This is a genomic window from Streptomyces sp. AM8-1-1, assembly GCF_032229325.1.
GTDB lineage: Bacteria > Actinomycetota > Actinomycetes > Streptomycetales > Streptomycetaceae > Streptomyces > Streptomyces achmelvichensis.
The window spans coordinates 6166741-6188450 of the sequence record NZ_CP135086.1 but is presented as its reverse complement, the minus strand read 5'-3'; the positions used below and the strand labels follow the sequence as shown (position 1 = coordinate 6188450).

At 70.6% G+C, this 21710-nt stretch carries 18 protein-coding genes; 11 read left to right on the top strand and 7 right to left on the bottom strand.

Features of this window, described 5'->3' with window-relative positions; all coding sequences use genetic code 11:
* The first annotated feature begins 75 nt into the window (after positions 1-75).
* The 4 genes from RPQ07_RS27555 to ybaK all read left to right on the top strand — a co-directional run bounded on the left by RPQ07_RS27555 (position 76) and on the right by ybaK (position 4065).
* On the top strand, positions 76-1677 hold the full coding sequence (locus RPQ07_RS27555) for an oxidoreductase (protein ID WP_313946898.1): 1602 nt from the start codon (positions 76-78) through the stop codon (positions 1675-1677).
* Between the two features lie 102 nt (positions 1678-1779).
* A complete protein-coding gene (locus RPQ07_RS27550; RefSeq protein WP_313946897.1) occupies positions 1780-2802 on the top strand; it encodes a hypothetical protein in 1023 nt (340 codons plus the stop codon).
* Positions 2803-2813: 11 nt separating this feature from the next.
* Positions 2814-3554: an LON peptidase substrate-binding domain-containing protein gene (locus RPQ07_RS27545; protein WP_313946896.1), complete on the top strand. Its 741-nt coding sequence runs from the start codon at positions 2814-2816 to the stop codon at positions 3552-3554.
* Between the two features lie 16 nt (positions 3555-3570).
* The gene (ybaK, locus tag RPQ07_RS27540; protein WP_313946894.1) at positions 3571-4065 is read left to right on the top strand and encodes a Cys-tRNA(Pro) deacylase; all 495 of its coding nucleotides are present in this window, start codon (positions 3571-3573) and stop codon (positions 4063-4065) included.
* A gap of 551 nt (positions 4066-4616) precedes the next feature.
* On the opposite strand, the gene RPQ07_RS27535 is transcribed toward ybaK, so the two are convergent.
* Genes RPQ07_RS27535 through RPQ07_RS27520 form a run of 4 tightly spaced genes read right to left on the bottom strand, consistent with a single transcriptional unit; the run spans position 4617 to position 8361 of the window.
* Positions 4617-5255 (bottom strand): DUF2567 domain-containing protein, encoded by a 639-nt coding sequence (locus RPQ07_RS27535; RefSeq protein WP_413777784.1) that lies wholly within the window; start codon positions 5253-5255, stop codon positions 4617-4619.
* Positions 5256-5289: 34 nt separating this feature from the next.
* Entirely contained in the window at positions 5290-6120 is an 831-nt protein-coding gene (locus tag RPQ07_RS27530; protein WP_413777783.1) for an ABC transporter permease, read from the bottom strand.
* Positions 6117-7091, bottom strand: a complete 975-nt coding sequence (locus RPQ07_RS27525; RefSeq protein ID WP_313949042.1) for an ABC transporter ATP-binding protein — start codon at positions 7089-7091, stop codon at positions 6117-6119. The genes RPQ07_RS27530 and RPQ07_RS27525 overlap by 4 nt, the downstream gene beginning before the upstream one ends.
* A gap of 37 nt (positions 7092-7128) precedes the next feature.
* Positions 7129-8361, bottom strand: coding sequence for an NYN domain-containing protein (locus RPQ07_RS27520; protein WP_313946893.1), 1233 nt, complete (start codon positions 8359-8361; stop codon positions 7129-7131).
* A gap of 286 nt (positions 8362-8647) precedes the next feature.
* On the opposite strand from RPQ07_RS27520, the gene RPQ07_RS27515 reads away from it, so the two are divergent.
* Entirely contained in the window at positions 8648-8827 is a 180-nt protein-coding gene (locus tag RPQ07_RS27515; RefSeq protein WP_313946892.1) for a hypothetical protein, read from the top strand.
* Positions 8828-8913: 86 nt separating this feature from the next.
* On the opposite strand, the gene dnaE is transcribed toward RPQ07_RS27515, so the two are convergent.
* Positions 8914-12456 carry a DNA polymerase III subunit alpha gene (gene dnaE / locus RPQ07_RS27510; protein ID WP_313946891.1) on the bottom strand — a complete coding sequence of 1181 codons (3543 nt, stop codon included), beginning with the start codon at positions 12454-12456 and terminating at the stop codon, positions 8914-8916.
* A 168-nt stretch (positions 12457-12624) separates the two neighbouring features.
* On the opposite strand from dnaE, the gene RPQ07_RS27505 reads away from it, so the two are divergent.
* The 5 genes from RPQ07_RS27505 to RPQ07_RS27485 all read left to right on the top strand — a co-directional run bounded on the left by RPQ07_RS27505 (position 12625) and on the right by RPQ07_RS27485 (position 19126).
* Positions 12625-13959, top strand: coding sequence for a DUF2252 domain-containing protein (locus RPQ07_RS27505; protein ID WP_313946890.1), 1335 nt, complete (start codon positions 12625-12627; stop codon positions 13957-13959).
* 66 nt (positions 13960-14025) lie between these two features.
* Positions 14026-14712, top strand: coding sequence for a hypothetical protein (locus tag RPQ07_RS27500; RefSeq protein WP_313949041.1), 687 nt, complete (start codon positions 14026-14028; stop codon positions 14710-14712).
* A 115-nt stretch (positions 14713-14827) separates the two neighbouring features.
* The gene (locus RPQ07_RS27495; RefSeq protein WP_313946889.1) at positions 14828-15643 is read left to right on the top strand and encodes a DsbA family protein; all 816 of its coding nucleotides are present in this window, start codon (positions 14828-14830) and stop codon (positions 15641-15643) included.
* Positions 15644-15804: 161 nt separating this feature from the next.
* Complete coding sequence (locus RPQ07_RS27490) at positions 15805-17463, top strand: alkaline phosphatase D family protein (protein WP_313946888.1); 1659 nt, start codon at positions 15805-15807, stop codon at positions 17461-17463.
* A gap of 97 nt (positions 17464-17560) precedes the next feature.
* A complete protein-coding gene (locus RPQ07_RS27485; RefSeq protein ID WP_313946887.1) occupies positions 17561-19126 on the top strand; it encodes a serine/threonine-protein kinase in 1566 nt (521 codons plus the stop codon).
* A gap of 37 nt (positions 19127-19163) precedes the next feature.
* Here the strand turns inward: RPQ07_RS27485 and RPQ07_RS27480 are convergent, their stop codons facing one another.
* Complete coding sequence (locus RPQ07_RS27480; protein WP_313946886.1) at positions 19164-19745, bottom strand: dienelactone hydrolase family protein; 582 nt, start codon at positions 19743-19745, stop codon at positions 19164-19166.
* Between the two features lie 23 nt (positions 19746-19768).
* Here RPQ07_RS27480 and RPQ07_RS27475 point away from each other — a divergent pair, with 23 nt between their 5' ends.
* Positions 19769-20881 carry a mechanosensitive ion channel family protein gene (locus RPQ07_RS27475; RefSeq protein WP_313946885.1) on the top strand — a complete coding sequence of 371 codons (1113 nt, stop codon included), beginning with the start codon at positions 19769-19771 and terminating at the stop codon, positions 20879-20881.
* Positions 20882-20949: 68 nt separating this feature from the next.
* Here the strand turns inward: RPQ07_RS27475 and RPQ07_RS27470 are convergent, their stop codons facing one another.
* A complete protein-coding gene (locus RPQ07_RS27470; protein ID WP_313946884.1) occupies positions 20950-21702 on the bottom strand; it encodes an SDR family NAD(P)-dependent oxidoreductase in 753 nt (250 codons plus the stop codon).
* Positions 21703-21710: the final 8 nt, after the last annotated feature.

Genomic DNA, 21710 nt, shown 5'->3' with positions numbered 1-21710 from the left:
CCATGACCACATGCGTTCAGTTGGTTACTCAGCGGGAAGAACAGCTGTACGAGCCAAGGAAGCGGAGGAGCGGCAGTGACCGAGCCGCTGGACGACGGTCCTCCCGACGGGCTGAGCCCGCCCGAGGAACGCATGTGGAACGCCTTCCGGAACGGAAGCACATACGACCTGAGCGATCCCAATCCCCTGTTGAACGACCCCTTCTCGCCACGCCCCTGGGGTCCCGACCGCAGCGTCCGCGCGTCCATCGTCGCCCGGCTGCTGCTGAGCGGACCGACCGCCCGCCCCGGACGGGTCGCCGCGCTGAAGCTGCGCGGGATCCAGATCACCGGCACCCTCAAGCTCGCCGGCGGCAGCATCGCCCCGTACGTCGAGCTGAACGGCTGCCGCTTCGAGAATGAACTGCTCATGCCCGAGGCGCACTTCACCACCGTGCGCATGGTCGGCTGCGCCATCCCGCGGATCGAGGCGGCCCGGCTGCGCACCGAGGGCGATCTGCATCTGCCGCGCTGCCGCGTCGAGCACGGCATCCGGCTCACGGACGCCCAGATCGGCACCGACCTGCTGATCAACCAGATCCATGTACGGCCCGACCGCAGGGGCCGGGCGATCACCGCGGACGGCATGTCGGTCGCGCAGGACTTACAGGCGGAACTGATAGAGACCTACGGCGAGTTCAGCCTGCGCGGCGCGAAGGTCGGCGTCTCGCTCAGCCTGCGCGGCAGCAGACTGCGGGCCGCGGGCGAGCGCCGGGCGCTGAACGCACCCCAGCTCAGCGTGGAGCGGACGCTCTACATGACGGGCGCGTGGGTCAGCGAGGCCACCGGCAACCAGGGCGCCACTCCCCCGTTCGGCACCCCTCGGGGCAGCACCGCGGGGCGCGGGACGAGACTTCAGCCGTTCGAGTGCCGGGGCGGGGTGCGTCTTGATGACGGCCGCTTCGGTGACGCGATCGATCTGAACCGTGCGCGGTTCGTGCTGAACGCGCGCGAGGAGCTGTCACTGCGCCGGATCGTGACACCCGAGCTGCGGTTCAGCGCCGAGCGGCCCGAGGAGGGCCGGGTCGTGCTGAACGGCGCGAAGGTCGTCACCCTGATCGACATGGCGGTCAGCTGGCCGGGCCCGGGAGGACTCGCGATGGGCGGGTTCGTCTACGAGAACCTCGTCCCGTACGAGGAGTTTCCGCTGAGCAGACGGCTGGAATGGGTGGCCTCGGCGACCCCCGAGTACTCCCCCGAGCCGTACGAACGCCTCGCGACCGTGCTGCGCAACAGCGGCGAGGACGAGGACGCCCGGGAAGTGCTGCTCGCCAAGCAGCGCCGGCGCCGCGAGACGCTGCCGCTGGCCGGGAAGCTGTGGGGCCTGCTCCAGGACTGGACGGTGGCGTACGGCTACCGTCCCGGCCGGGCCGCGCTGTGGATGGCGGTGCTGTGGGCGGCCGGCACGATCGCCTTCTCCCAGGTGGAACCGGCACCGATCAAGTCCGGGGAGCATCCCGAATGGAACGCCCCGCTGTACGCGCTGGATCTGCTGGTGCCGGTGATCAATCTCGGCCAGGACGGCTACTGGCTGCTTGACAGCCGCTGGCAGTGGGCCGCCGCCGCGCTGGTGCTGTTGGGGTGGATTCTCGCCACGACGGTCGCGGCCGGCGCGTCCCGTCTTCTGCGGCGCGGCTGAGTCACTTTCTTTACGCTCTCTTGGCTTCCGTCAGGACAACCATCCGGCCGCCACCAAAGCTTCACAGCAATCCTCTGGCGCCGCCCCCACCTGCGGTTTTCAATGGTCCGCACCATGTCATTGCTTCGAGTCCTGATGCGCACCGCACGGAGGGTCCGCACCGCCCCGCGGATCGCCCACGGTCTGCCGCCCGACCAGGCGGTTCTGCTCGACGCGCCCGACGAACGGCTCAGCCCTGCCCTCGTGGCGGCAGCGTTCGGGGAGTGGGAACCGGCCGCCAAACTGCTCGCGACCACACGGGAATCAGCCGATTGGGAGGACCGGGACCGCTACGTTCTGCGGCTCGCCGCCTTCGCCCTGAACCGGGACGAATGGCTCACTTCCTGGCTCGCCGTCGCGCCCCGCGACCCGGACGCGCTGGTCCTCAAGGCGGAGCTGGCCGTCCGCAGGGCCTGGGAGTCACCGGCGCGCGCCGAGCGGCTGCGCGAGGTCGGCCCGCTGCTGGACGCGGCGGCGGAGGCGGACCCGGACGACCCGGTGCCGTGGCGGATCGCCCTGGACCACGCGCGGGGGACCCATGCCACGCACACGGCCTTCGAGTCGCTGTGGGAGCAGGCCGTCCGCCGCTCCTCGCACCACTACGGATGCCACGTCGCGGCCCTGCAGTACCTGTCCGCCCAGTGGTACGGCTCGCACCGCGAGTGCTTCGACTTCGCCGAGCAGGCCGCGGCCGACGCACTGCCCGGGTCCCTGGTGCAGGCCCTGCCGGTGCGGGCGGCCTTCGCGCAACTGCTGAGCGGTGACACCAATTCCGTCCAGGACGACCGGATCGACGCGGCGGCCGATCTCGCGGTCGCCCTCTCGGCGGACTACGAGCCCGGCGACCCATGGCCCGCGGAGGTCCGCAACCTGACGGCGTACGTGCTGGCGGGGCGGCGGCGCTGGGAACCCGCGCTGGAACAGTTCCGGCTCATCGGGCCGTATGCCACATCCTTCCCGTGGAACCACCTCTCGGACGATCCGCTCGGCCGGTTCCTCGACGCACGGGACGCGGTACGGCTGCAGATCGCCTCCTCGAGACCTCTGCGGGCAAGGGCCGGACGAAGCGGGTCCGCGGACCATTAGGCTTGACCGTTGTGACCACCGCACGTCTCCCTCTCTTCCCGCTCAACTCGGTGCTGTTCCCGGGTCTCGTCCTGCCCCTGAACGTGTTCGAGGAGCGCTATCGCGCCCTCATGCGCGAACTGCTGAAGACGGACGAGTCCGAGCCGCGCCGCTTCGCCGTGGTCGCCATCCGCGACGGCCGGGAGGTCGCGCCGACGCTGCCCGGGATGCCGGACCAGACCGCTGTGCCCGAGCGCGGCCCCACGGCGGGCTTCGGCGACGATCCCGTCCAGGCCTTCCACCCCGTGGGCTGCATCGCCGACGCCGCCACCATCCGTGAGCGCGACGACGGCAGCTTCGAGGTGCTCGCCACCGGTACGACCCGGATCCGGCTGCTCTCGGTCGACGCGAGCGGCCCTTTTCTGACGGCCGAGGTGGAGGAGCTCCCGGAAGAGACCGGGGACGGCGCGGGAGCGCTCGCCGAGGGTGTGCTGCGGGCCTTCCGCAGCTACCAGAAGCGGCTGGCGGGGGCCCGCGAGCGCTCGCTGTCCACGGGAGCGGACCTGCCCGACGAGCCGTCGGTGGTGTCCTATCTGGTCGCGGCGGCGGCCGTGCTGGACACCCCCGCGAAGCAGCGGCTCCTGGAGGCGAAGGACACCGCGGCGCGGCTGCGCGAGGAACTGACGCTGCTGCGCGCGGAGACCGCGGTGATCCGGCATCTTCCGTCGCTGCCCGCGGTCGATCTGACGCGGGCGCCGACGAGCCCCAACTGAACAGGAGCCCCTCGACGTGGCGAAGAAGCCCAGGAAACCGGGCGGCACGCCCGCGACGGTCGCGCTGACCGCGGCGGGCACGGAGTTCACCGTGCACGAGTACGCCCACGACCCGGCGTCCGCGTCGTACGGCGAGGAGGCGGCCGAGGCGCTCGGTGTCTCCCCCGACCGGGTCTTCAAGACGCTTGTCGCGGACGTCGACGGCGAACTGACGGTCGCGGTGGTGCCGGTGGCGGGCAAACTGGATCTCAAGGCCCTGGCCACGGCGGTCGGCGGCAAACGCGCGACGATGGCGGACCCGGCGGCTGCGGAACGCACGACGGGGTACGTCCGTGGCGGGATCTCGCCGCTGGGCCAGCGCAAGCGCCTGCCCACCGTGCTGGACGACTCGGCGGCCGGCCACCCCACGATCTGTGTCTCGGCGGGCCGCCGCGGCCTGGAGGTCGAACTCTCCCCGTCGGACCTGGCGGCCCTCACCTCCGCGGTGCTGGCACCGATCGGCCGCGCGTAGGGGCTCGACGGCAGGGGCCTCCTCGACCAGGTCCTGTCCGGGCGATCTTCGAGGATCAGCCTGTGGCGTCAGATGCGGTGCATCGCACGGCGGAGGATCGTCCTCGTACTGGGCGTACTCGGGCGACTCCGACAACACAGCGAGGTGCCGTAGCTGTCGTCACAGGCCCGACAAGATCGCCCGGACAGGGCCTCGGACCATCCGTACGCGGAAGTCCGATGTGGAGGTACATCCTCATGTCCAAACGCACCCGCAAGCGCAAGTGGCGCACCCGTAAGTCCAACCACGGCCACCGCCCGGCGTGACGGTCGCGCCCGTGCCGCGGAGGGTGGCCCTCACGGCCGCCCGCTCGCGGCGCGGGTGCGCTGCGGCTTCCGTGTGACCGACGGCGGATCAGACCCCGGGATCAGGCACCGTGGGCTCCGGCCGGGTCCACGGCCCCGGGTCGGGCCCGCCCGGCGAGGCCGGATAACCGGCCACGCATCAGGCCCCGGTCAGGCGCCGTGCCGCGGACCGGACTGCGGTGCGTGCTGCGCGCCGCCCTCAGGGCCTTACGCGTCCCACTCCGGCTCCACGTCCCGCGGGCCGAACAGTGCCGTCAGCGCCAGGTGGACCACCATCGCCGCCACCGGCCACGCCAGCAGCGCCCCGTGCGCGTTCAGCTCCAGCGGTGCGTCGAAGACGACCCCCTTGCCGACCTCGCGGGCGTGGGCGACCACGTCGTCCGTGGGGCCGAGCCATGTACCGATGCCCCAGGCGAGCAGTGAGCTGAGCAGACCGCCGACGGCGAGCGCCACCACCAGCGCGATTCCGCCACGCCTGCGCAGCAGGAAGAGCACCGCCGCGCTCACCGCGCCGAAGGCGAGCGCGAGCAGGGCAAACGTTCCGTCTGCTCCCATCGCCTCTTCGCCCTCGGTGTCCCGCAGGAACACCGCCTTGCCGTCGGAGATCAGCGGCACCCTGGGCGCCAGCCACAGCCACAGCAGGCCCAGTGCCACACCCGCGACCGCCACCGCGACCAGCACCACGGCGCTGTCCCGCAGATCCGTCCTCAGGTCCGGGTCGTCGGGGTGCGCCCCCTCGTGACCCTCGGCCCCGTGGTGCGGGTACGCGGGTACGGGACCGGTCGGCGGCGTCTGCCACGGATCGTTCGGGGAGGGCTGATGCGGCGGTGTCAGCGGTGCAGTCACACCGCCATCGTGCCAAACGTGTTCGTCCGGCGCCTCACCGGACCGCCGCCCGCCGATAGGCCCACGTCGCGACCGTGAGCGAGACGACGCCCACGAACGCGCAGACCGCGAGGTCGAGCGCCACGACGGCCCAGTCAGGGCTCGCCTCGAAGGTCCTGGCAAGGGCCTCGACGCCGTACGTCGACGGCAGCAGATCACGCGCGTACGAGATCGGCCCCGGCAACCGGTCCGCCGGCAGCACTCCCAGCAGCAGCGCGGCCGACATGCCCAACTGCCCGAGCAGTGTGGCGAATTCCTGGCGCGGTGCGAGCAGGCCGAGCGCCGCACCGAGACCGGCGAGCGCGGCCCCGCTCAGCGGGATCACCGCCACGAGCACCCACAGATGCGTCATGGGCAGCTGGAACAGCACGCTGCCGGTGACGGCGGTGACGATCGTGCCGGGCACGGTGAAGGAGGCGTACGCTCCGGCCGCCCCGAGCACCACGGCCGCGGGCGGCACCGGCAGGGTCGCATAGTGGTCCAGACCACCGGTGGCGCGCAGCTGCCCGAAGTACTGGGCGAGCAGATTCAGCGCGACGAACGCGACGACGAGGACCGAGGAGCCGGCGACGACGGCACGCGCCTCGGCACCGCCGTCCACGACCCCGCGCATCAGGACCATGATCCCGACGGACTGGAACGTCGCCACGAAGAGGAGCGGGATCCTGGCCACCCGTGCCCGCGACAGCTGCGCGCGGTACACGGCACCGAGAGCCGGCAGCAGCCGGGCCCGCGGTGCGAGAGGCGCGGCGGGTTCGGCCGCCGCGCTGTGGACCCTGATCTGTCCGGTTTTCCCGGACACCGCCTCCGCGGGAACGATGCTCACGCTTTGACCAGCCCCTTCGTCGCGTTCCCCCCGAGCGCCAAGTACACGTCCTCCAGGCTGGGCGTCGTCAGCGTGAAGTCGTCGAGTGCGGCGAACGCCGCTCCCCCCGTCACCGCGGCGACCGCGGCCCGCGCCTCGTCGGGCGCCAGTCGCAGCACCCAGCGGCGCCCCGACTGCTGCGCGGAGCCGCGCAGCGCGGCGACCTCGGGCACGTCCAGCGGCGCCCGGTCCCGCCACACCAGCTCGACCCGCACCTCGCCCGCCACCCGTTCCTTCAGCCCGCCCGGGGTGTCGCAGGCGATCACCCGGCCGCGCTCCAGGACGGCGACGCGGTCGAGGACGGTCTCCGCCTCGATCACGTTATGAGTTACGAGCACGACCGTCGTTCCGTTCACGGCCCGGCGCCGGTCGACGGCCGCCCACACCGCGCGGCGCGCGACGGGGTCCATACCGGTCGTCGGCTCGTCCAGGACGAGCAGCGGGCGCTCACCGACCAGCGTGGCGGCGAAGCAGGCCAGCCGGCGCTGCCCGCCGGACAGCTTCTTCAGCGGGCGTCCGGCGAGCGCGGTCAGCCCGAGCTCCTCCAGGACGGAGTCCCGCTCGGCCCGGGCGTCCCGGGTGGTCAGTCCGCGCAGCCGCCCGGTCGTCTCGGCGGCCAGCGCGACGGTCAGCTCGTCCAGCGCGGTGGACTCCTGCCCGAGGTAGCCGATGAGCCGCGCGGCCCTCTCGGGGTGGCGTACGAGATCGTGGCCGAGCACCTCGACGCTGCCCGAGTCGGGCCGCATCAGACCGGTCAGCTGGCGCACGAGGGTGGACTTGCCGGCGCCGTTCGGGCCGAGGAGACCGAAGATCTCACCGCCCCGGACCTCCAGGCTGATCCCGTCCGTCGCCCTCACCTCGGGCGTCGCGGGAACCCCCCGCCGGGCGCGCACGGCGGGGTACGTCTTGACCAGTCGCCGCACCACGCACACCGTACTCACGAGGTACGAGACTACGGGGTCGCCGGGGCTACTCCCCGGCCGGGGCGTGTTCCGCCGCCGCCCGGACGTCGATCTCCCGCCAGAATCCGGCCCGGATCGCATAGCGGTCGTGTTCGTCGATCTGGTCGTCCTTGTGCGCCAGCAGACCGAAACGTGCTGCGTAGCGCAGCAGTTCTCCGTCGATGCGGTGCGGGATCCGCGGGTACATCGTCGACAGCTTCTGCACATGGCCGGCCTCCGGCAGTCGCGCCATCCAGCGCCGGGCGAACACCTGACCGACCTCGAAGGGGTCGCCGCCGACCGTCGTGATGTCCTCCTCGCGATCGGCCCAGCGCTGCTCGGCGCTGGTGAGCTGAGCCAGCGTCGGCAGCGAGGCCGTCTCCGGCGGCTCGCCCAGCGCACCGCCGGCCCGCTCGACCCAGCCCTTGTCGGAGGACCAGCGCAGGGTGGCGTTCGCGGGGTGGTGCGGGGGGTGCGGCCCGGGGGCCCGCAGACTCGCCAGGTCCTTGGGCGTGGGCACGCCCTTGGAGGAGGCGGCGGGGGCGGGAGGGGCCGCGGCGCCGTTGTCGGTGGGCTCGGGCGGCGCGCCGTTGCGCGCGGCCTCGGCGGCCCGCTCCTGGGAGGCGGCGAGCGCCGACTCGGGCAGGGGTGCGGAGAGGATCGCCGCGATCTCCGGCCGCGGGACGGGGGGCGGCGCGCAGACGCCGGTGAGTTCCTTGGCCCGTACGGCCCCGGTGATCCAGGCGCGGTCGAGCACCCGCCGCTCATCGGCTTCGGCGACGAGGTCCTCGGACTGGTTGTAGTCGCCGTCGGCGGCCTGCACCGCCCACAGGTGCACGGCCACGCCGTGCTCCTTGGCGGACATCAGGCCGGGCAGCAGATCCCCGTCGCCGGTCACCAGGACCACGTCGGAGCATGCGCGATTTCTGGCCAGTTCGGTGAGCTCGGCGTGCATGGCCGCATCCACGCCCTTCTGCGCCCAGCGTCCGTCGCTGCGGGTCAGTGCGCCGAGCCGGACCGTCACCCGGGGCATCACCCGCAGCCTGCGGTGTTCGGGCTGCGGCACACGGTCGGGGGCTCCGTCGAACCAGTAGATACGCAACAGGGGGCGCTCGGTATCGGCCTCGGCGAGTTCGCGAAGGCCTTGAATAAGTGCGGAATGGTCGACAGTGATCCGGGAACGCGCCGGTTCCCCGGCAAGCAGGCTCGCGGCGGCGCCCAGCAGATATCCGGCGTCAACCAGGACAACGCAGCGGTCCACGCGTTCCACCTTCTTTCGGGAACTTCGGGAAATTCGGGAACGTCGGAATGCAAGAAGACTCCGGACCGGAAAAAGGTTCCGGACCGGGGATTCTCGCGGGTTTCCTTCGAGTCTGCCCGACCACATGAGGCTTAACGGCCGGAACTCGATCATCGGCGTGGCGGATCCCGTGTCAAGGCCTGTGACATGGGGTCTTTACCCACCGCTATGATCCAAAATGCGGCGTATCGTCCTGTATGTGAGTCTGATCGCGGCCCTGGCCCCTAGATCCCAGTGGAGGCACACCATGGCCAAGAACAAGAATCGCAAGGGCGGCCAACAGGAGCGCGCGGCGTCCCCGGCGGAGCGTGGCAACGAGCAGGCGAAGACCACCGCCTACGAGTCCCAGGCCCGCCCGCAGTCGCAAGGCCAGGGCAGCCCGGCGGACGTTGCCCGTAAACATCAGCGGCGCTTCGGTCACAACTGATCGGCCCGCATCCAGCGGAAGGGGCGCGCCCGTGACGACGGGCGCGCCCCTTCCGGGTGTTCGGGCACGAGGCCCCGGATGCGGTGTCAGCCCGCCAGGCAGGACGGACCGAGCAGCACCTTGAGGTCGCCGAACAGGGCCGGGTCCGGCTGCACACGGTGCCGGTCGAGCCGCAGCACCGTCGTCTTGCGCGGCCCCTGAAGCTTGATCCGTACCTCGGTGTTGCCCTTGTGATGGCTGAGGATCTCGCCGAGCCTGCTCACCATCGGCGGGGTCACCTTCACGGTGGGGATGGTGACGACGACCGGGGCGTTGGTGCCCGCGGACGACAGGTCGGGAACCATCAGTTCCATGGCGACGAGCCGCGGAATGTCCTCACGCTTGTCGAGCCGTCCCTTGACGAAGACGACCGTGTCCTCGACGAGCTGGGTGGACACCAGCTGGTAGGTCGCGGGGAAGAACATGCACTCGATCGAACCGGCCAGGTCCTCGACGGTCGCGATGGCCCAGGCGTTGCCCTGCTTGGTCATCTTGCGCTGGAGGCCCGAGATGATGCCGCCGATGGTGACGACCGCGCCGTCCGCGTGCTCGCCGCCGGTGAGCTGGGAGATCGCCGCGTCCGTCTTGTCGCTGAGGACGTGCTCGATACCGAAGAGCGGGTGGTCCGAGACGTACAGCCCGAGCATCTCGCGCTCCTGGGCGAGCAGATAGGACTTGTCCCACTCGATGTCGGAGAACTCCACGTCGAGACCGAAGCCGGGCTCGGAACTGTCCTCCGCGTCGCCCATGCCGCCGAAGAGGTCGAACTGCCCCTCGGCCTCCTTGCGCTTGACCGCCACCACGTTGTCGATCATCGGCTCGTGGTGGGCGACGAGGCCCTTGCGGGTGTGGCCCATCTCGTCGAAGGCGCCGGCCTTGATGAGGGACTCCACGGTCCGCTTGTTGCAGACGACCGCCTCGACCTTGTCGAGGAAGTCGGGGAAGGTCGTGTACTTCCCCTTGGCCTTGCGGGAACGGATGATCGACTCGACCACGTTCGTACCGACGTTGCGGACGGCGGAGAGGCCGAAGAGGATCACGTCGTCGCCCTGCGCGGCGAAGTTCGACTGGGACTCGTTCACATTGGGCGGCAGCACCTTGATGCCCATGCGGCGGCACTCGTTGAGATAGACCGCGGACTTGTCCTTGTCGTCCTTGACCGAGGTGAGCAGCGCGGCCATGTACTCGGCGGGGTAGTTCGCCTTGAGGTACGCGGTCCAGTAGGTGACCAGGCCGTATGCCGAGGAGTGCGCCTTGTTGAACGCGTATCCGGCGAAGGGGACCAGGACGTCCCACAGTGCCTGGATCGCCTCGTCGGAGTACTTGTTCTTGCGGGCGCCCTCCTGGAACAGGACGAAGTTCTTCGCCAGTTCCTCGGGCTTCTTCTTGCCCATCACACGGCGGAGGATGTCGGCCTCGCCGAGGGAGTATCCGGCGATGATCTGGGCGGCCTTCTGGACCTGCTCCTGATAGACGATCAGGCCGTAGGTGACGCCGAGGACCTCCTTGAGAGGCTCCTCCAACTCCGGGTGGATCGGCGTGATCTCCTGCTGCGCGTTCTTGCGGAGCGCGTAGTTCGTGTGGGAGTTCATGCCCATCGGGCCCGGGCGGTACAGGGCCGAGACGGCGGAGATGTCCTCGAAGTTGTCGGGCTTCATCAGCCGCAGCAGCGAGCGCATCGGGCCGCCGTCGAACTGGAAGACACCCAGCGTGTCACCGCGGCACAGCAGTTCGTACGTCGTGGGGTCGTCCAGCGGGAGGGCGAGCATCTCCAGATCGATGCCCTTGTTGGCCTTCACCATCTTGATGGCGTCGTCCATGATCGTGAGGTTGCGGAGGCCGAGGAAGTCCATCTTCAGCAGACCGAGCGACTCGCACTGCGGGTAGTCCCACTGCGTGATGGTCACACCGTCGGTGTGCCGCACCCAGATCGGGGCGTGGTCCACGATGGGCTCGCTGGACATGATGACGCCGGCGGCGTGCACACCCATCTGCCGGACCAGGCCCTCGACGCCCTTGGCGGTGTCGATGACCTTCTTCACGTCCGGCTCATTCTCGTACATCCCGCGGATCTCGCCGGCCTCGCTGTAGCGGGGGTGCGAGGTGTCGGTGATGCCGGACAGGTCGATGCCCTTGCCGAGGACGTCCGCGGGCATCGCCTTGGTGAGCCGGTCGCCCATCGCGTACGGATAGCCGAGGACCCGGGCGGAGTCCTTGATGGCGTTCTTCGCCTTGATCTTGCCGTAGGTGCCGATCATGGCGACCTTGTCGGCGCCGTACTTCTCGGTCACGTACCGGATCACCTCGACGCGCCTGCGCTCGTCGAAGTCGATGTCGACATCGGGCATGGAGACGCGCTCGGGGTTGAGGAACCGCTCGAAGATCAATCCGTGCTCGATCGGGTCGAGGTCGGTGATGCCCATGGCGTACGCCACGATGGAGCCGGCCGCGGAGCCTCGGCCGGGGCCGACCGCGATGCCGTTGTTCTTGGCCCACATGATGAAGTCGGCGACCACGAGGAAGTACCCGGGGAACCCCATCTGGATGATGACGTCCATCTCGTACTCCGCCTGCTTCTGGCGGTCGGCGGGGACGCCGGAGGGATAGCGGCGCTCCATGCCGCGCCGCACCTCCTCCTGGAACCAGGTGACCTCGGTGAAGCCGTCGGGGATCTCGAACTTCGGCATGAGGTTCTTGGCCTCGAACATGCCGGTCGTGTCGATCTGCTGGGCGACCAGGAGGGTGTTGGCGCACCCTTCCTGCCAGGCGTCCGAGGAGTCCACCGCGTACATCTCGTCGGTGGACTTGAGGTAGTAGCCGGTGCCGTCGAAGCGGAAGCGGTCCGGGTCCGAGAGGTTCTTGCCGGTCTGGATGCACAGCAGCGCGTCGTGCGCCGTCGCCTCGTGGGAGTAGGTGTAGTGCGAGTCGTTGGTGACCAGCGGCGGGATGCCGAGCTTCTTGCCGATCTCCAGCAGGCCGTCACGGACCCGGCGCTCGATCTCGATGCCGTGGTCCATCAGCTCCAGGAAGTACCGGTCCTTGCCGAAGATGTCCTGGTACTCCGCGGCCGACTTCAGCGCCTCGTCGAACTGGCCGAGGCGCAGCCGCGTCTGGAGCTCGCCGGACGGGCAGCCGGTGGAGGCGATCAGCCCCTCCGACCACTGGGCGATGGTCTCCTTGTCCATCCGCGGCCACTTCTGGAGCCAGCCCTCGGCGTACGCGTCGGAGGAGAGGCGGAAGAGGTTGTGCAGTCCGGTCTTGTTCGCCGCCCAGATCGTCTTGTGCGTGTAACCACCGGAACCGGACACGTCGTCGCGCTTCTGGTGCGGCTGGCCCCACTGGATCTTGCGCTTGTTCCGCCGGGACTCCGGGGCCACATAGGCCTCGATCCCGATGATCGGAGTGACCTCGGCCTTCTTCGCCGAGTGGAAGAAGTCGTACGCCCCGTGGAGGTTGCCGTGGTCCGTCATCGCGATGTGCGACATGCCCATTTCGTTGCACGCGTTGAACATGTCCTTCAGCCGCGCGGCACCGTCCAGCAGCGAGTACTGGGTGTGCACATGCAGGTGCGTGAACGGCGGCTTGGTCACGGCGGGGGCCTCCGGGGAACGGCGAGTGGCGGGTAACGGACGGTCTGGGGGGACAGCGTGGAAGTCTACGACTCTCCACTGACAATCGCGGGGCACTCCCGAGTACCTTCGAGCGTTGGAGGGGCGGAAGCACTGTCCCATTTGTCATGCACCAGGAGGCACCCAGCGATGTCGGTACCGCACACCGCCGAGGTCACGGCCGAACAGCGCGGTGAGCAGATCCTCGCCGTATTCGGGACCGCCTTCGGCGAGCTCCTGGCCGCCGATCCGGCCGCCTTCCGGGTCAAGTTCCGGAAGATGGCGGCCTCCGCGTTCGCCTTCTACCGCGGCACCGCCTGCCTCTTCTACCACGACCTCGAGCGGGAGCAGCACGGCGGTCCGTACCTGGACGAGTGCACCGGCAGGGTGTGGATCCACGGTGATCTGCACGCCGAGAACTTCGGCACGTACATGGACGCCAACGGCCGGCTGATCTTCAACGTCAACGACTTCGACGAGGCCTATGTCGGCCCCTTCACCTGGGACCTGAAGCGGCTGGCCGCGTCCCTGGCCCTGATCGGCTACACCAAGGCCCTCAGCGACGAGCAGATCACCGAGCTGGTGCGGATCTACGCCGCCGCCTACCGCGAGCGCATCCACGCCCTGGCCGCCGGCGCCAAGAACGACGAGGTGCCGCCCTTCACGCTGGACACCGCCGAGGGCCCGCTGCTGGACGCGCTGCGCGTGGCCCGCTCGCTGACCCGCTTCGGTCTGCTCGACTCGATGACGGAGATCCGGGACTTCGAGCGCCGCTTCGCCTCCGGCGGGGGCACGATCGAGCTGGACGCGGCGACCCGGTACAAGGTGCTGGCGGCCTTCGACGGCTATCTGGAGACGCTGCCCGAGTCCAGCCTGACCCGCCCCGACTCCTACCGGGTCAAGGACGTGGTCGGCCGGCGCGGCATCGGCATCGGTTCCGCCGGTCTCCCCTCGTACAACATCCTGCTGGAGGGCAACAGCGACGCCCTCGAGAACGACGTCGTGATCTACATGAAGCAGGCGCAGACCCCGGCGGTCTCCCGGCACATCGACGACCCGTCGGTGCGGGAGTACTTCCAGCACGAGGGTCACCGCACGGTGATCTCGCAGCGCGCTCTCCAGGACCACGCCGATCCGTGGCTGGGCTGGACCGAGCTCGACGGCGCCGGCCAGTTGGTCGCCGAGGTCTCGCCGTACGCGGTGGACCTGGACTGGTCGGACATCGACGACCCGGAGGAGATCGCGGCGGTCGTCGCGGACCTCGGCCGGGCCACCGCCACGATGCACGGTGCCGCCGACGACGAGAGCGGTCATTCGCTGGTGCCGTTCTCCACGGAGCGGGCCATCGACGCGGCGATCGCTGCGGACGAGGACGGTTTCGCCGATCTGCTGGTCGACTTCGCGCACGGCTACGGCTCCCGGGCGCGCAAGGACCACCAGATCTTCGTGGACCTGTTCCGCAACGGCCGGATCCCCGGTCTGTAGGGCGCTCCGCCCCGCGACCGGATCCGTTAAGAACCCTCTCAGGGAGCCATGGGAGACTCCCCGGTGATGAATCTGTCGGGTGTGCAGCTCAGGGGGCTGCGGGCAGCGATCTTCACGGCACTGGTCGTGACGCTGTCCGCCGCCTCCCATGTGCTGCTCTCCCGCTCCCCGCTCCCGTGGACGACCCTCGCCGGGATGTCGGCGCTCGTCTTCGGCGTCGCCTATCTGCTGTCCGGGCAGGAGCGCGGCTTCTGGCGGATAGCGGGCCTGCTCGTCCCCCTGGAGCTGGCCGCGGACACCGTCTTCACCGCCGGCCAGGACGTCTGTTACGGCCCGGGCGGCGGACCGGTCGCCGGTTCGCTGCGCACGGTCGGCTTCGACGTGCTCTGCGGCGGCAGTGTGGGCAGCGGGCTGCCGGGGGTGGCCTCGGCCGACCCGGGCGCGGCGAATCTGCTGCACTCCGCCGACCCCGCCGTGCCCTGGCTGCTGCTCGCCGCCCATGTCTCGGTCGGCCTGCTCGCCGCGGCCTGGCTGCGGCGCGGCGAGTCCGCGCTGGCCGGCCTCGTCCGGGCGGTCGGCGCCCTCGCGTTCCGGCCGCTGCTGCTGGCCGTCGCCGCGGTGGGGGCGACGGAGCGCTCCGGGGGCACCGGCGCCCGGCGCGCACCCGTCCGGGCCGCACGGGCCCGCGCGCGGCTGCTGGTGCATTCCGTCGGACGAAGGGGACCACCGGACTCGGCCGCGGTTCTCGCCTGAGCCCACAGTCCCCCTTCCGGTCTCCCGGACTTCCCGTTTCCCGGTATGTCCCGGTTTCCGTGTCCCCGGCGTTTCCCCGTATCCGCGGATACGACATCCCACGGAGTGAAGAACCATGAGTGCACGTAACAGCCAGGCCAACAAGGCGGCGGCCCGCGAGCGGCTGCGCCAGGAGCGCGAGCGCCAGGCCAAGAAGGACAAGACCCGCCGCCAGCTCATCGTCATCGGCTCGACGATCGTGGTCCTCGCGATCGCGGGCGGCGCCGGATACGCCGTGATGCAGGCCAACAAGCCGGATCACTGGGAGTCGGTGAAGGACGAGAAGACCGTCACCGCGCCCAAGAACACCGAGGGCACGAACGGCACGACCGTCGTCATCGGCAAGCCGGCCGCGAAGAAGACGCTGGAGCTGTACGAGGACTCCCGCTGCCCGGTCTGCGCGAGCTTCGAGCAGGCGGTCGGCGAGACGGTCGCCAAGGACGTCGCCGACGGCACGTACAAGCTCAAGTACGTCGGCGCCACCTTCATCGACAACGCCGACCAGGGCGAGGGTTCCAAGAACGCGCTGAGCGCGCTCGGCGCCGCGCTCGATGTCAGCCCCGACGCCTTCACGGCGTACAAGGCCGCTCTGTACTCGGCGAAGTTCCACCCCGAGGAGAGCCAGGACAAGTTCGCCAAGGACTCCTACCTCCTGGAGATCGCCGACTCCGTCCCGGCGCTCAAGTCCAACGCCGAGTTCAAGAAGAACGTCGAGGACGGGACGTTCGACGCGTGGGCGATGAAGATGTCCGCGACGTTCGACAAGAGCGGTGTCGGCGGTACGCCGACGCTGAAGATGGACGGCAAGAAGATCACGGCGGAGGGCACCGACAACCCGCCGATGACCGTGGAGCAGTACCGGACCTCGCTCGACAAGGTGCTGAAGGGCTGATCCGCGCGGCTTCACGGCCCGCCCCGCGGGCCCGGTGACCGAAGTGTCCCGGGCGGCCGGGCGGCCGTTGGGGAACGCGCCGGTGGACCGCTCCGGATGGGCGGGCGCACTTTGACAGTTCGCTCGCCCATTCGCCTTACCGGTCAGTAGTCTGATCGGCCGTGACCAGTCGAACCCCGTCAACTCCCAGCCGCCGCACGGTCGTCAAGGCCGCTGCCGCCACTGCTGTCGTCGCTGCGCCCGCCATAGCGGTCGCCGCCTCCGCCTCCGCCTCCGCGGCCACCGCCGCGCTTGCGCCGGCCTTCCTGCACGGCCTCGCCTCCGGTGACCCCCTGCCCGACGGCGTACTGCTGTGGACACGTATCACCCCCACGCCGGAGTCCCTCCCGGGCTCGGGCAAGGGCCCCGACACCGCGGTCGGTTGGGAGGTCGCGGAGGACAGCGCCTTCACCAAGGTCGTCGCCCGTGGCACCACCACATCGACGGCCGAGACGGACCACACCGTCAGGGCGGACGTCAGGGGCCTGCGCCCGGCGACCGCCTACTGGTTCCGTTTCACCGCCGGCACCACCGTGTCCGCCGTGGGCCGCACCCGTACCGCTCCGGCAACCGAGGCCGCCACGTCCGGGGTGCGCTTCGGCGTGGTCTCCTGCGCCAACTGGGAGGCCGGCTACTTCTCCGCCTACCGGCACCTGGCCGCCCGCGCCGACCTGGACGCGATTCTCCATCTCGGCGACTACATCTACGAGTACGCGGCGGGCGGTTACCCGGACGCGGAGTACGGCGTACGGCAGCACTCCCCCCGGCACGAGATCCTCACGCTCGCCGACTACCGGCTGCGCCACGCCACCTACAAGACGGACCCGGACCTCCAGGCGCTGCACGCCGCGCACCCCGTGGTCGCGATCTGGGACGACCACGAGATCGCCAACGACGCCTGGTCCGGCGGCGCCGAGAACCACACCCCGGGTACCGAGGGGGACTACGCGGCCCGTGCGGCCGCCGCCCGGCGGGCGTACTTCGAGTGGATGCCCGTGCGCGCCTCCACCGAGGGCACGGTCTACCGCAGGCTCCGCTTCGGCAAGCTGGCGGATCTGCATCTGCTGGATCTGCGGTCCTTCCGCTCGCAGCAGTCGTCGATCGGCAACGGCGGTGTGGACGACCCGGACCGCACCATCACCGGCCGTGCCCAGCTGGACTGGCTCAAGGCCGGACTGGCCGGCTCCGACGCCGCGTGGAAGCTGGTCGGCACCTCGGTGATGATCTCGCCGGTCGCCTTCGGAGCGCTGCCGGCCCATCTGCTGGAGCCCATCGCGGAGTTGCTCGGTCTGCCCAAGGGCGGCCTGGCGGTCAACGCCGACCAGTGGGACGGCTACACCGACGACCGCCGGGAGCTGCTGGCGCACCTCACGCAGCGCGGGATCAAGAACACCGTCTTCCTCACCGGTGACATCCACATGGCTTGGGCCAACGACGTTCCGGTCAAGGCCGCGACATACCCGCTGTCCCAGTCCGCCGCGACCGAGTTCGTCGTGACGTCGGTGACCTCGGACAACCTGGACGACATCCTCCATGTCGCACCGGGGACGGTCTCCGTCGTCGCGCAGGCGGCGGTCAGGGCCGCCAACCGCCATGTGAAGTGGCTGGACATGGACAGCCACGGCTACGGCGTCCTCGACGTGACGGCCGAGCGTTCACAGATGGACTACTACGTGCTGTCCGACAAGAAGAAGCGCGAGGCGACCGCCACATGGGCCCGGTCGTACCGGACGCTGAACGGCACGCAGAAGGTCGAGCGGGTGAACCAGCCGGTGCGGTGAGGAACTCGGCCCGCCGGTACCCGCGGCCCGGGAACCTACGGGTGAAGAACGAACCCTGTACGGGTGTGATGACGCAGAGCTGCTCTAACCTGACGCCATGCATGCGCCGGGGGACGTGATCGACGGGCGGTTCGAGCTGATCGAACCGCTGGGCAGTGGCGGTATGGGCACGGTGTGGCGGGCTCGCGACACCGTGCTCCACCGCGAAGTCGCCCTGAAGGCGGTGCGGTCGGAGGCCGGGACGTCCGGCGCCGTGCGGGAGCGGGTGCTCCGCGAGGCCCGGGCACTTGCCCGGCTCAGCCACCCCCACGTGGTGACGATCCATCACATCGTGGACGGCGAACCGCATCCGTGGATCGTGATGGAGCTGGTGCGGGGCACCACGCTCCAGGACCGGCTCGGCCGTGGACCCCTCGCACCCGTGGAGGCGGCGGGCATCGGCCGTCAGGTGCTCTCGGCGCTGCGCGCCGCCCACGCGGCCGGCATTCAGCACCGCGATGTGAAGCCCGCCAATGTGCTGCTGCGGGACGGTCCCGGGGGCGGGGCCGTGCTCACCGACTTCGGTATCGCCGCCCTCCAGGGCTCGGCATCGCTCACGGCCACCGGTGAACTCATCGGCTCCCCCGAGTACATCGCCCCCGAGCGCATCCGCGGCCGGGACGACGACCCGGCCTCCGACCTGTGGTCGCTGGGGCTCGTGCTCTATGTGTCCGTCGAGGGGCTGAGCCCGCTGCGCCGGGGAACGACCCTGGCCACGCTGGCCGCCGTGCTGGACGAGGACGTACCGCCGCCGGTGCGTTCCGGTCCGCTCGCACCGGTGCTGGGGGCACTGCTCGTTCGCGACCCGGCGGGCCGCCCCGACGCGCGGCAACTGGACGCGATGCTGGCGCAGGTGGAGTCCGGCATGCTGCCGCACTGGGCCGGCCCGACCATGACGGCGACCGCGCCTCCCCCGGTGATGCCGGGCCCGGTGCCCCCCGTCCCCACCCAGCTGGACAGTCCCAGGCCGACGGTGCCACAGCCCCCGCCGTTGCCGGACCGGCGAAGCGGCAAGTCACGCGGGGCCGTTGTCGCCGCCGTGATCGCGGTGGCGGTGGCGATCACCGCGGCGACCGCTCTGGTGCTCGTCCTGCGGGACCAGGGCAAGGACGAGGCAGGCGGCCGGGGCGGCCCGACCGGGTCCGCCGTCTCGACGCCGGCAGCGACGACGAGCGATCCACGGCCCACGCCGAGCTCCAGCCCCACCCGGTCACCGTCGTCCACGCCGACGCCCACACCCACACCGACACCGAGCAGCCCCGACGAGTCCTCGGACCCGCCCCGTCCGCCGGCCACCGGCGGCTGGATCGCCCAGCTCTACTCCGAGCCCCTCGGCTCCGGCACCGCCGCACGTGACGTACGCCTCGCGAAGGTCCGCGCCACCGTGCCCGAGGCCGTCTTCGTCCGCAGCGACGACTACGCCTCGCTGCGCCCGGGATTCTGGGTCATCTACGCACCCGGCCCCTTCGCGGACGGCCGGGCGGCGCTGGCGTTCTGCGCCGAACGCGGCAGGACGTCGCCGAACACCTGCATCGGGCGCTATCTGAGCACGAGTTCGGCCGACTACGGCCTCCAGTGCCGCCCCACGGCGGCCGGAGCCTCGGGCCGCTGCACCCGGCCCTGAATCCGCCCCCGCGAGCGGCCGGGCCCCAACATCCGCCCTACGGCGTGCCGTCCAGCGATTCGAGGAAGGCGAGAGCGATCCGCCAGGTCTGCTCGGCGGCCTCCTCGTCGTAGTCGGGCAGGTCCGGGTCGGTGTAGAGATGCCCGGCGCCGGCATAGCGGTAGACCTCGACGTCGGCTCCGGCCCTCCCCATCCCGAGATACCAGGCGGTCAGCCAGTCGTGCGGCTCGAAGGGATCGGGGTCGGCGACGTGCAGCTGTACCGGCAGGTCGTCGACCGCCGCGTTCTCCGCGATGTCGGAGGTGCCGTGCATCATCAGCAGCCCGCGGGCCTTCTCGTCGCCGAGCGCCAGCGTCTGCGCGACGGAGGCGCCGAGCGAGAAGCCGGCGTAGACGAGGCCACGGTCCGAGCGGGGCGCCGCGGCGAGAACAGCCCTTTTGAGAAGTTCGTCCTTTCCGATCCCGTCCTGGAAGGCCATGCCCTCCTCGGTGCTCCCGAAGGTCCTGCCCTCGAAGAGATCCGGGGTCCAGACCGTGTGACCTGCGGCTTCCAGGCGCTCGGCGGCCTGGCGCACACCGTGACGAAGGCCATACGTCGAATGGAAAAGCATGATGTCCATGCCGTCAGGTTACGTTCGTGGGCATGGAGAACGTGCTGCGCCCGTTGATCGTCATCGGTGGCTCGGTCGTCCTCACGCTGTTCGTGGGATGGCTGGTCGACCTGCTGCTGCGCCGAGAGGACACCCGCCACACCGAGACCCCGCTGTGGGGTCTGCTGCGCCGGTGCCGCCTGCCGCTGCAGGTCGTCCTGTGCACGGCGATGCTGAGAGCCACCTACCGCCAGGCGCAGATCGAGAGCATCCGCGAACACCACCGGGGCATCGGCCAGGTGCTGACCCTGGTGCTGATCGGCGCCTCCGCCTGGCTCGTCGTGCGGATCGCGACGGCCATCGTCGAGTCCACCTACACCCGTTACGCCGCGGCCACCCGCGACCCGGCCCGGGTGCGCAGGGTGCGCACCCAGGTGACCCTCATCCAGCGGGTCGTCATCGCCGTCGTCGGCGTGGTGGCCTTCGCGGCGATGCTGCTGACCTTCCCCGCCATGCGTGCCGTGGGGACCTCGATGCTGGCGTCCGCCGGTGTCCTCGGCATCGTCGCCGGTGTGGCCGCCCAGTCGACGCTGGGCAACCTCTTCGCGGGACTCCAGATCGCGTTCGGCGACATGGTGCGCATCGGCGACACCGTGGTGGTGGACGGCGAGTGGGGAACGGTCGAGGAGATCACGCTCACCTTCCTCGCCGTACGGACCTGGGACGAGCGCCGGATCACCATGCCTGTGTCGTACTTCACCAGCAAGCCGTTCGAGAACTGGTCCCGCGGCGGTGTGCAGATGACCGGCACCGTCTTCTTCCATCTCGACCACTCCACACCGGTGCCGGAGATGCGCGACAAGCTCCGTGACGTCCTGCGCGAGTGCCCGGCCTGGGACGGCCGCGACTGGTCGCTCGCCGTCACGGACACCACGCCCTCGACGATCCAGGTACGCGCGGTGATGACCGCGAAGGACGCGGACGACATCTGGACCGTGCGGTGCGCGGTGCGCGAGCAGCTGATCGCCTGGCTGTCCGACCAGCATCCGTACGCGCTGCCGCGGATCGCCACCGCCCACGCCGTGGAGCGGGAGGAGAAGCCGGCCGAGCTCACCCAGGACCAGATCGCGCCGGAGGAGGGCACTCCGCGGACCGGCCGCGGCTGACCCACGGGGTGTCCGGGCACGAGAACCCCGGCTGACATCCGAGCACCCTGCGCCGGGCGTCCCGGCCCTCAGTGCCCGCGCTCGGCGCCACCGTTGACCTGGATGACCTGGGCCGTGATGTGGCCGGCCGCCGACGAGGCGAGCCAGCGCAGGGTCTGCGCCACATCGCCGGGGTGACCGATGCGCCCGGTCGCGGTCTCCGCGACCAGGGCGCTTCGGCGCTCCTCGGGGAAGTCGCCGCCACCGAAGAACTCGGTCTCCTCGACGAACCCCGGTGCGACGACGTTGACCGTGATCCCGCGCGGTCCCAGTTCGCGGGCGAGCTTGAAGGCGTACGGATGCAGCGCGGCCTTGGCCGCCGCGTACGGAGCGAGGCCGGACCCCCGGTACGCCGCGATCGAGCTGAGGAACAGCACCCGGCCCCCGGGGGTGGCCAGATGGCCGCGGGTGGCCTCGGTGAGCAGGGCGGCCGTGAGGGTGTTGAGCCGGAAGTTCACCGTCCAGTCGCGGGCGACGGCCTCCAGCGGGTCGTCGTCGTACGCGGAACGCTGCTCCAGACGTCCGTTGCCGCCCGCGCTGTGCACGAGGACGTCGACGGTGCCGTACTCGCGCTCCGTGAACTCCGCGGCCTCCCGGGCGCCGCGCGGTTCGCTGAGGTCGACCGCGCAGTAGCGGGCGCCGGGGATCTGCTCGGCCGCCCGCGCGAGGACCTCTTCGCGCCGCCCGAGCAGCACCACCTGCTCCCCGTCGGCGGCGAAAGCCTCCGCCGCCGCGAATCCGATTCCCGTCCCGCCGCCACTGATCACCACGGTGCGCGCCATGCTGGGGA

Bases quoted from the DNA above. Each gene is read 5' to 3' on its own strand.
- RPQ07_RS27550 (WP_313946897.1), top strand. From the start codon at position 1,780: ATGGTCCGCACCATGTCATTGCTTCGAGTCCTGATGCGCACCGCACGG.
- RPQ07_RS27515 (WP_313946892.1), top strand. From the start codon at position 8,648: ATGGCCAAGAACAAGAATCGCAAGGGCGGCCAACAGGAGCGCGCGGCG.
- RPQ07_RS27505 (WP_313946890.1), top strand. From the start codon at position 12,625: ATGTCGGTACCGCACACCGCCGAGGTCACGGCCGAACAGCGCGGTGAG.
- RPQ07_RS27500 (WP_313949041.1), top strand. From the start codon at position 14,026: ATGAATCTGTCGGGTGTGCAGCTCAGGGGGCTGCGGGCAGCGATCTTC.
- RPQ07_RS27495 (WP_313946889.1), top strand. From the start codon at position 14,828: ATGAGTGCACGTAACAGCCAGGCCAACAAGGCGGCGGCCCGCGAGCGG.
- RPQ07_RS27485 (WP_313946887.1), top strand. From the start codon at position 17,561: ATGCATGCGCCGGGGGACGTGATCGACGGGCGGTTCGAGCTGATCGAA.
- RPQ07_RS27480 (WP_313946886.1), bottom strand. From the start codon at position 19,745: ATGGACATCATGCTTTTCCATTCGACGTATGGCCTTCGTCACGGTGTG.
- RPQ07_RS27475 (WP_313946885.1), top strand. From the start codon at position 19,769: ATGGAGAACGTGCTGCGCCCGTTGATCGTCATCGGTGGCTCGGTCGTC.
- RPQ07_RS27470 (WP_313946884.1), bottom strand. From the start codon at position 21,702: ATGGCGCGCACCGTGGTGATCAGTGGCGGCGGGACGGGAATCGGATTC.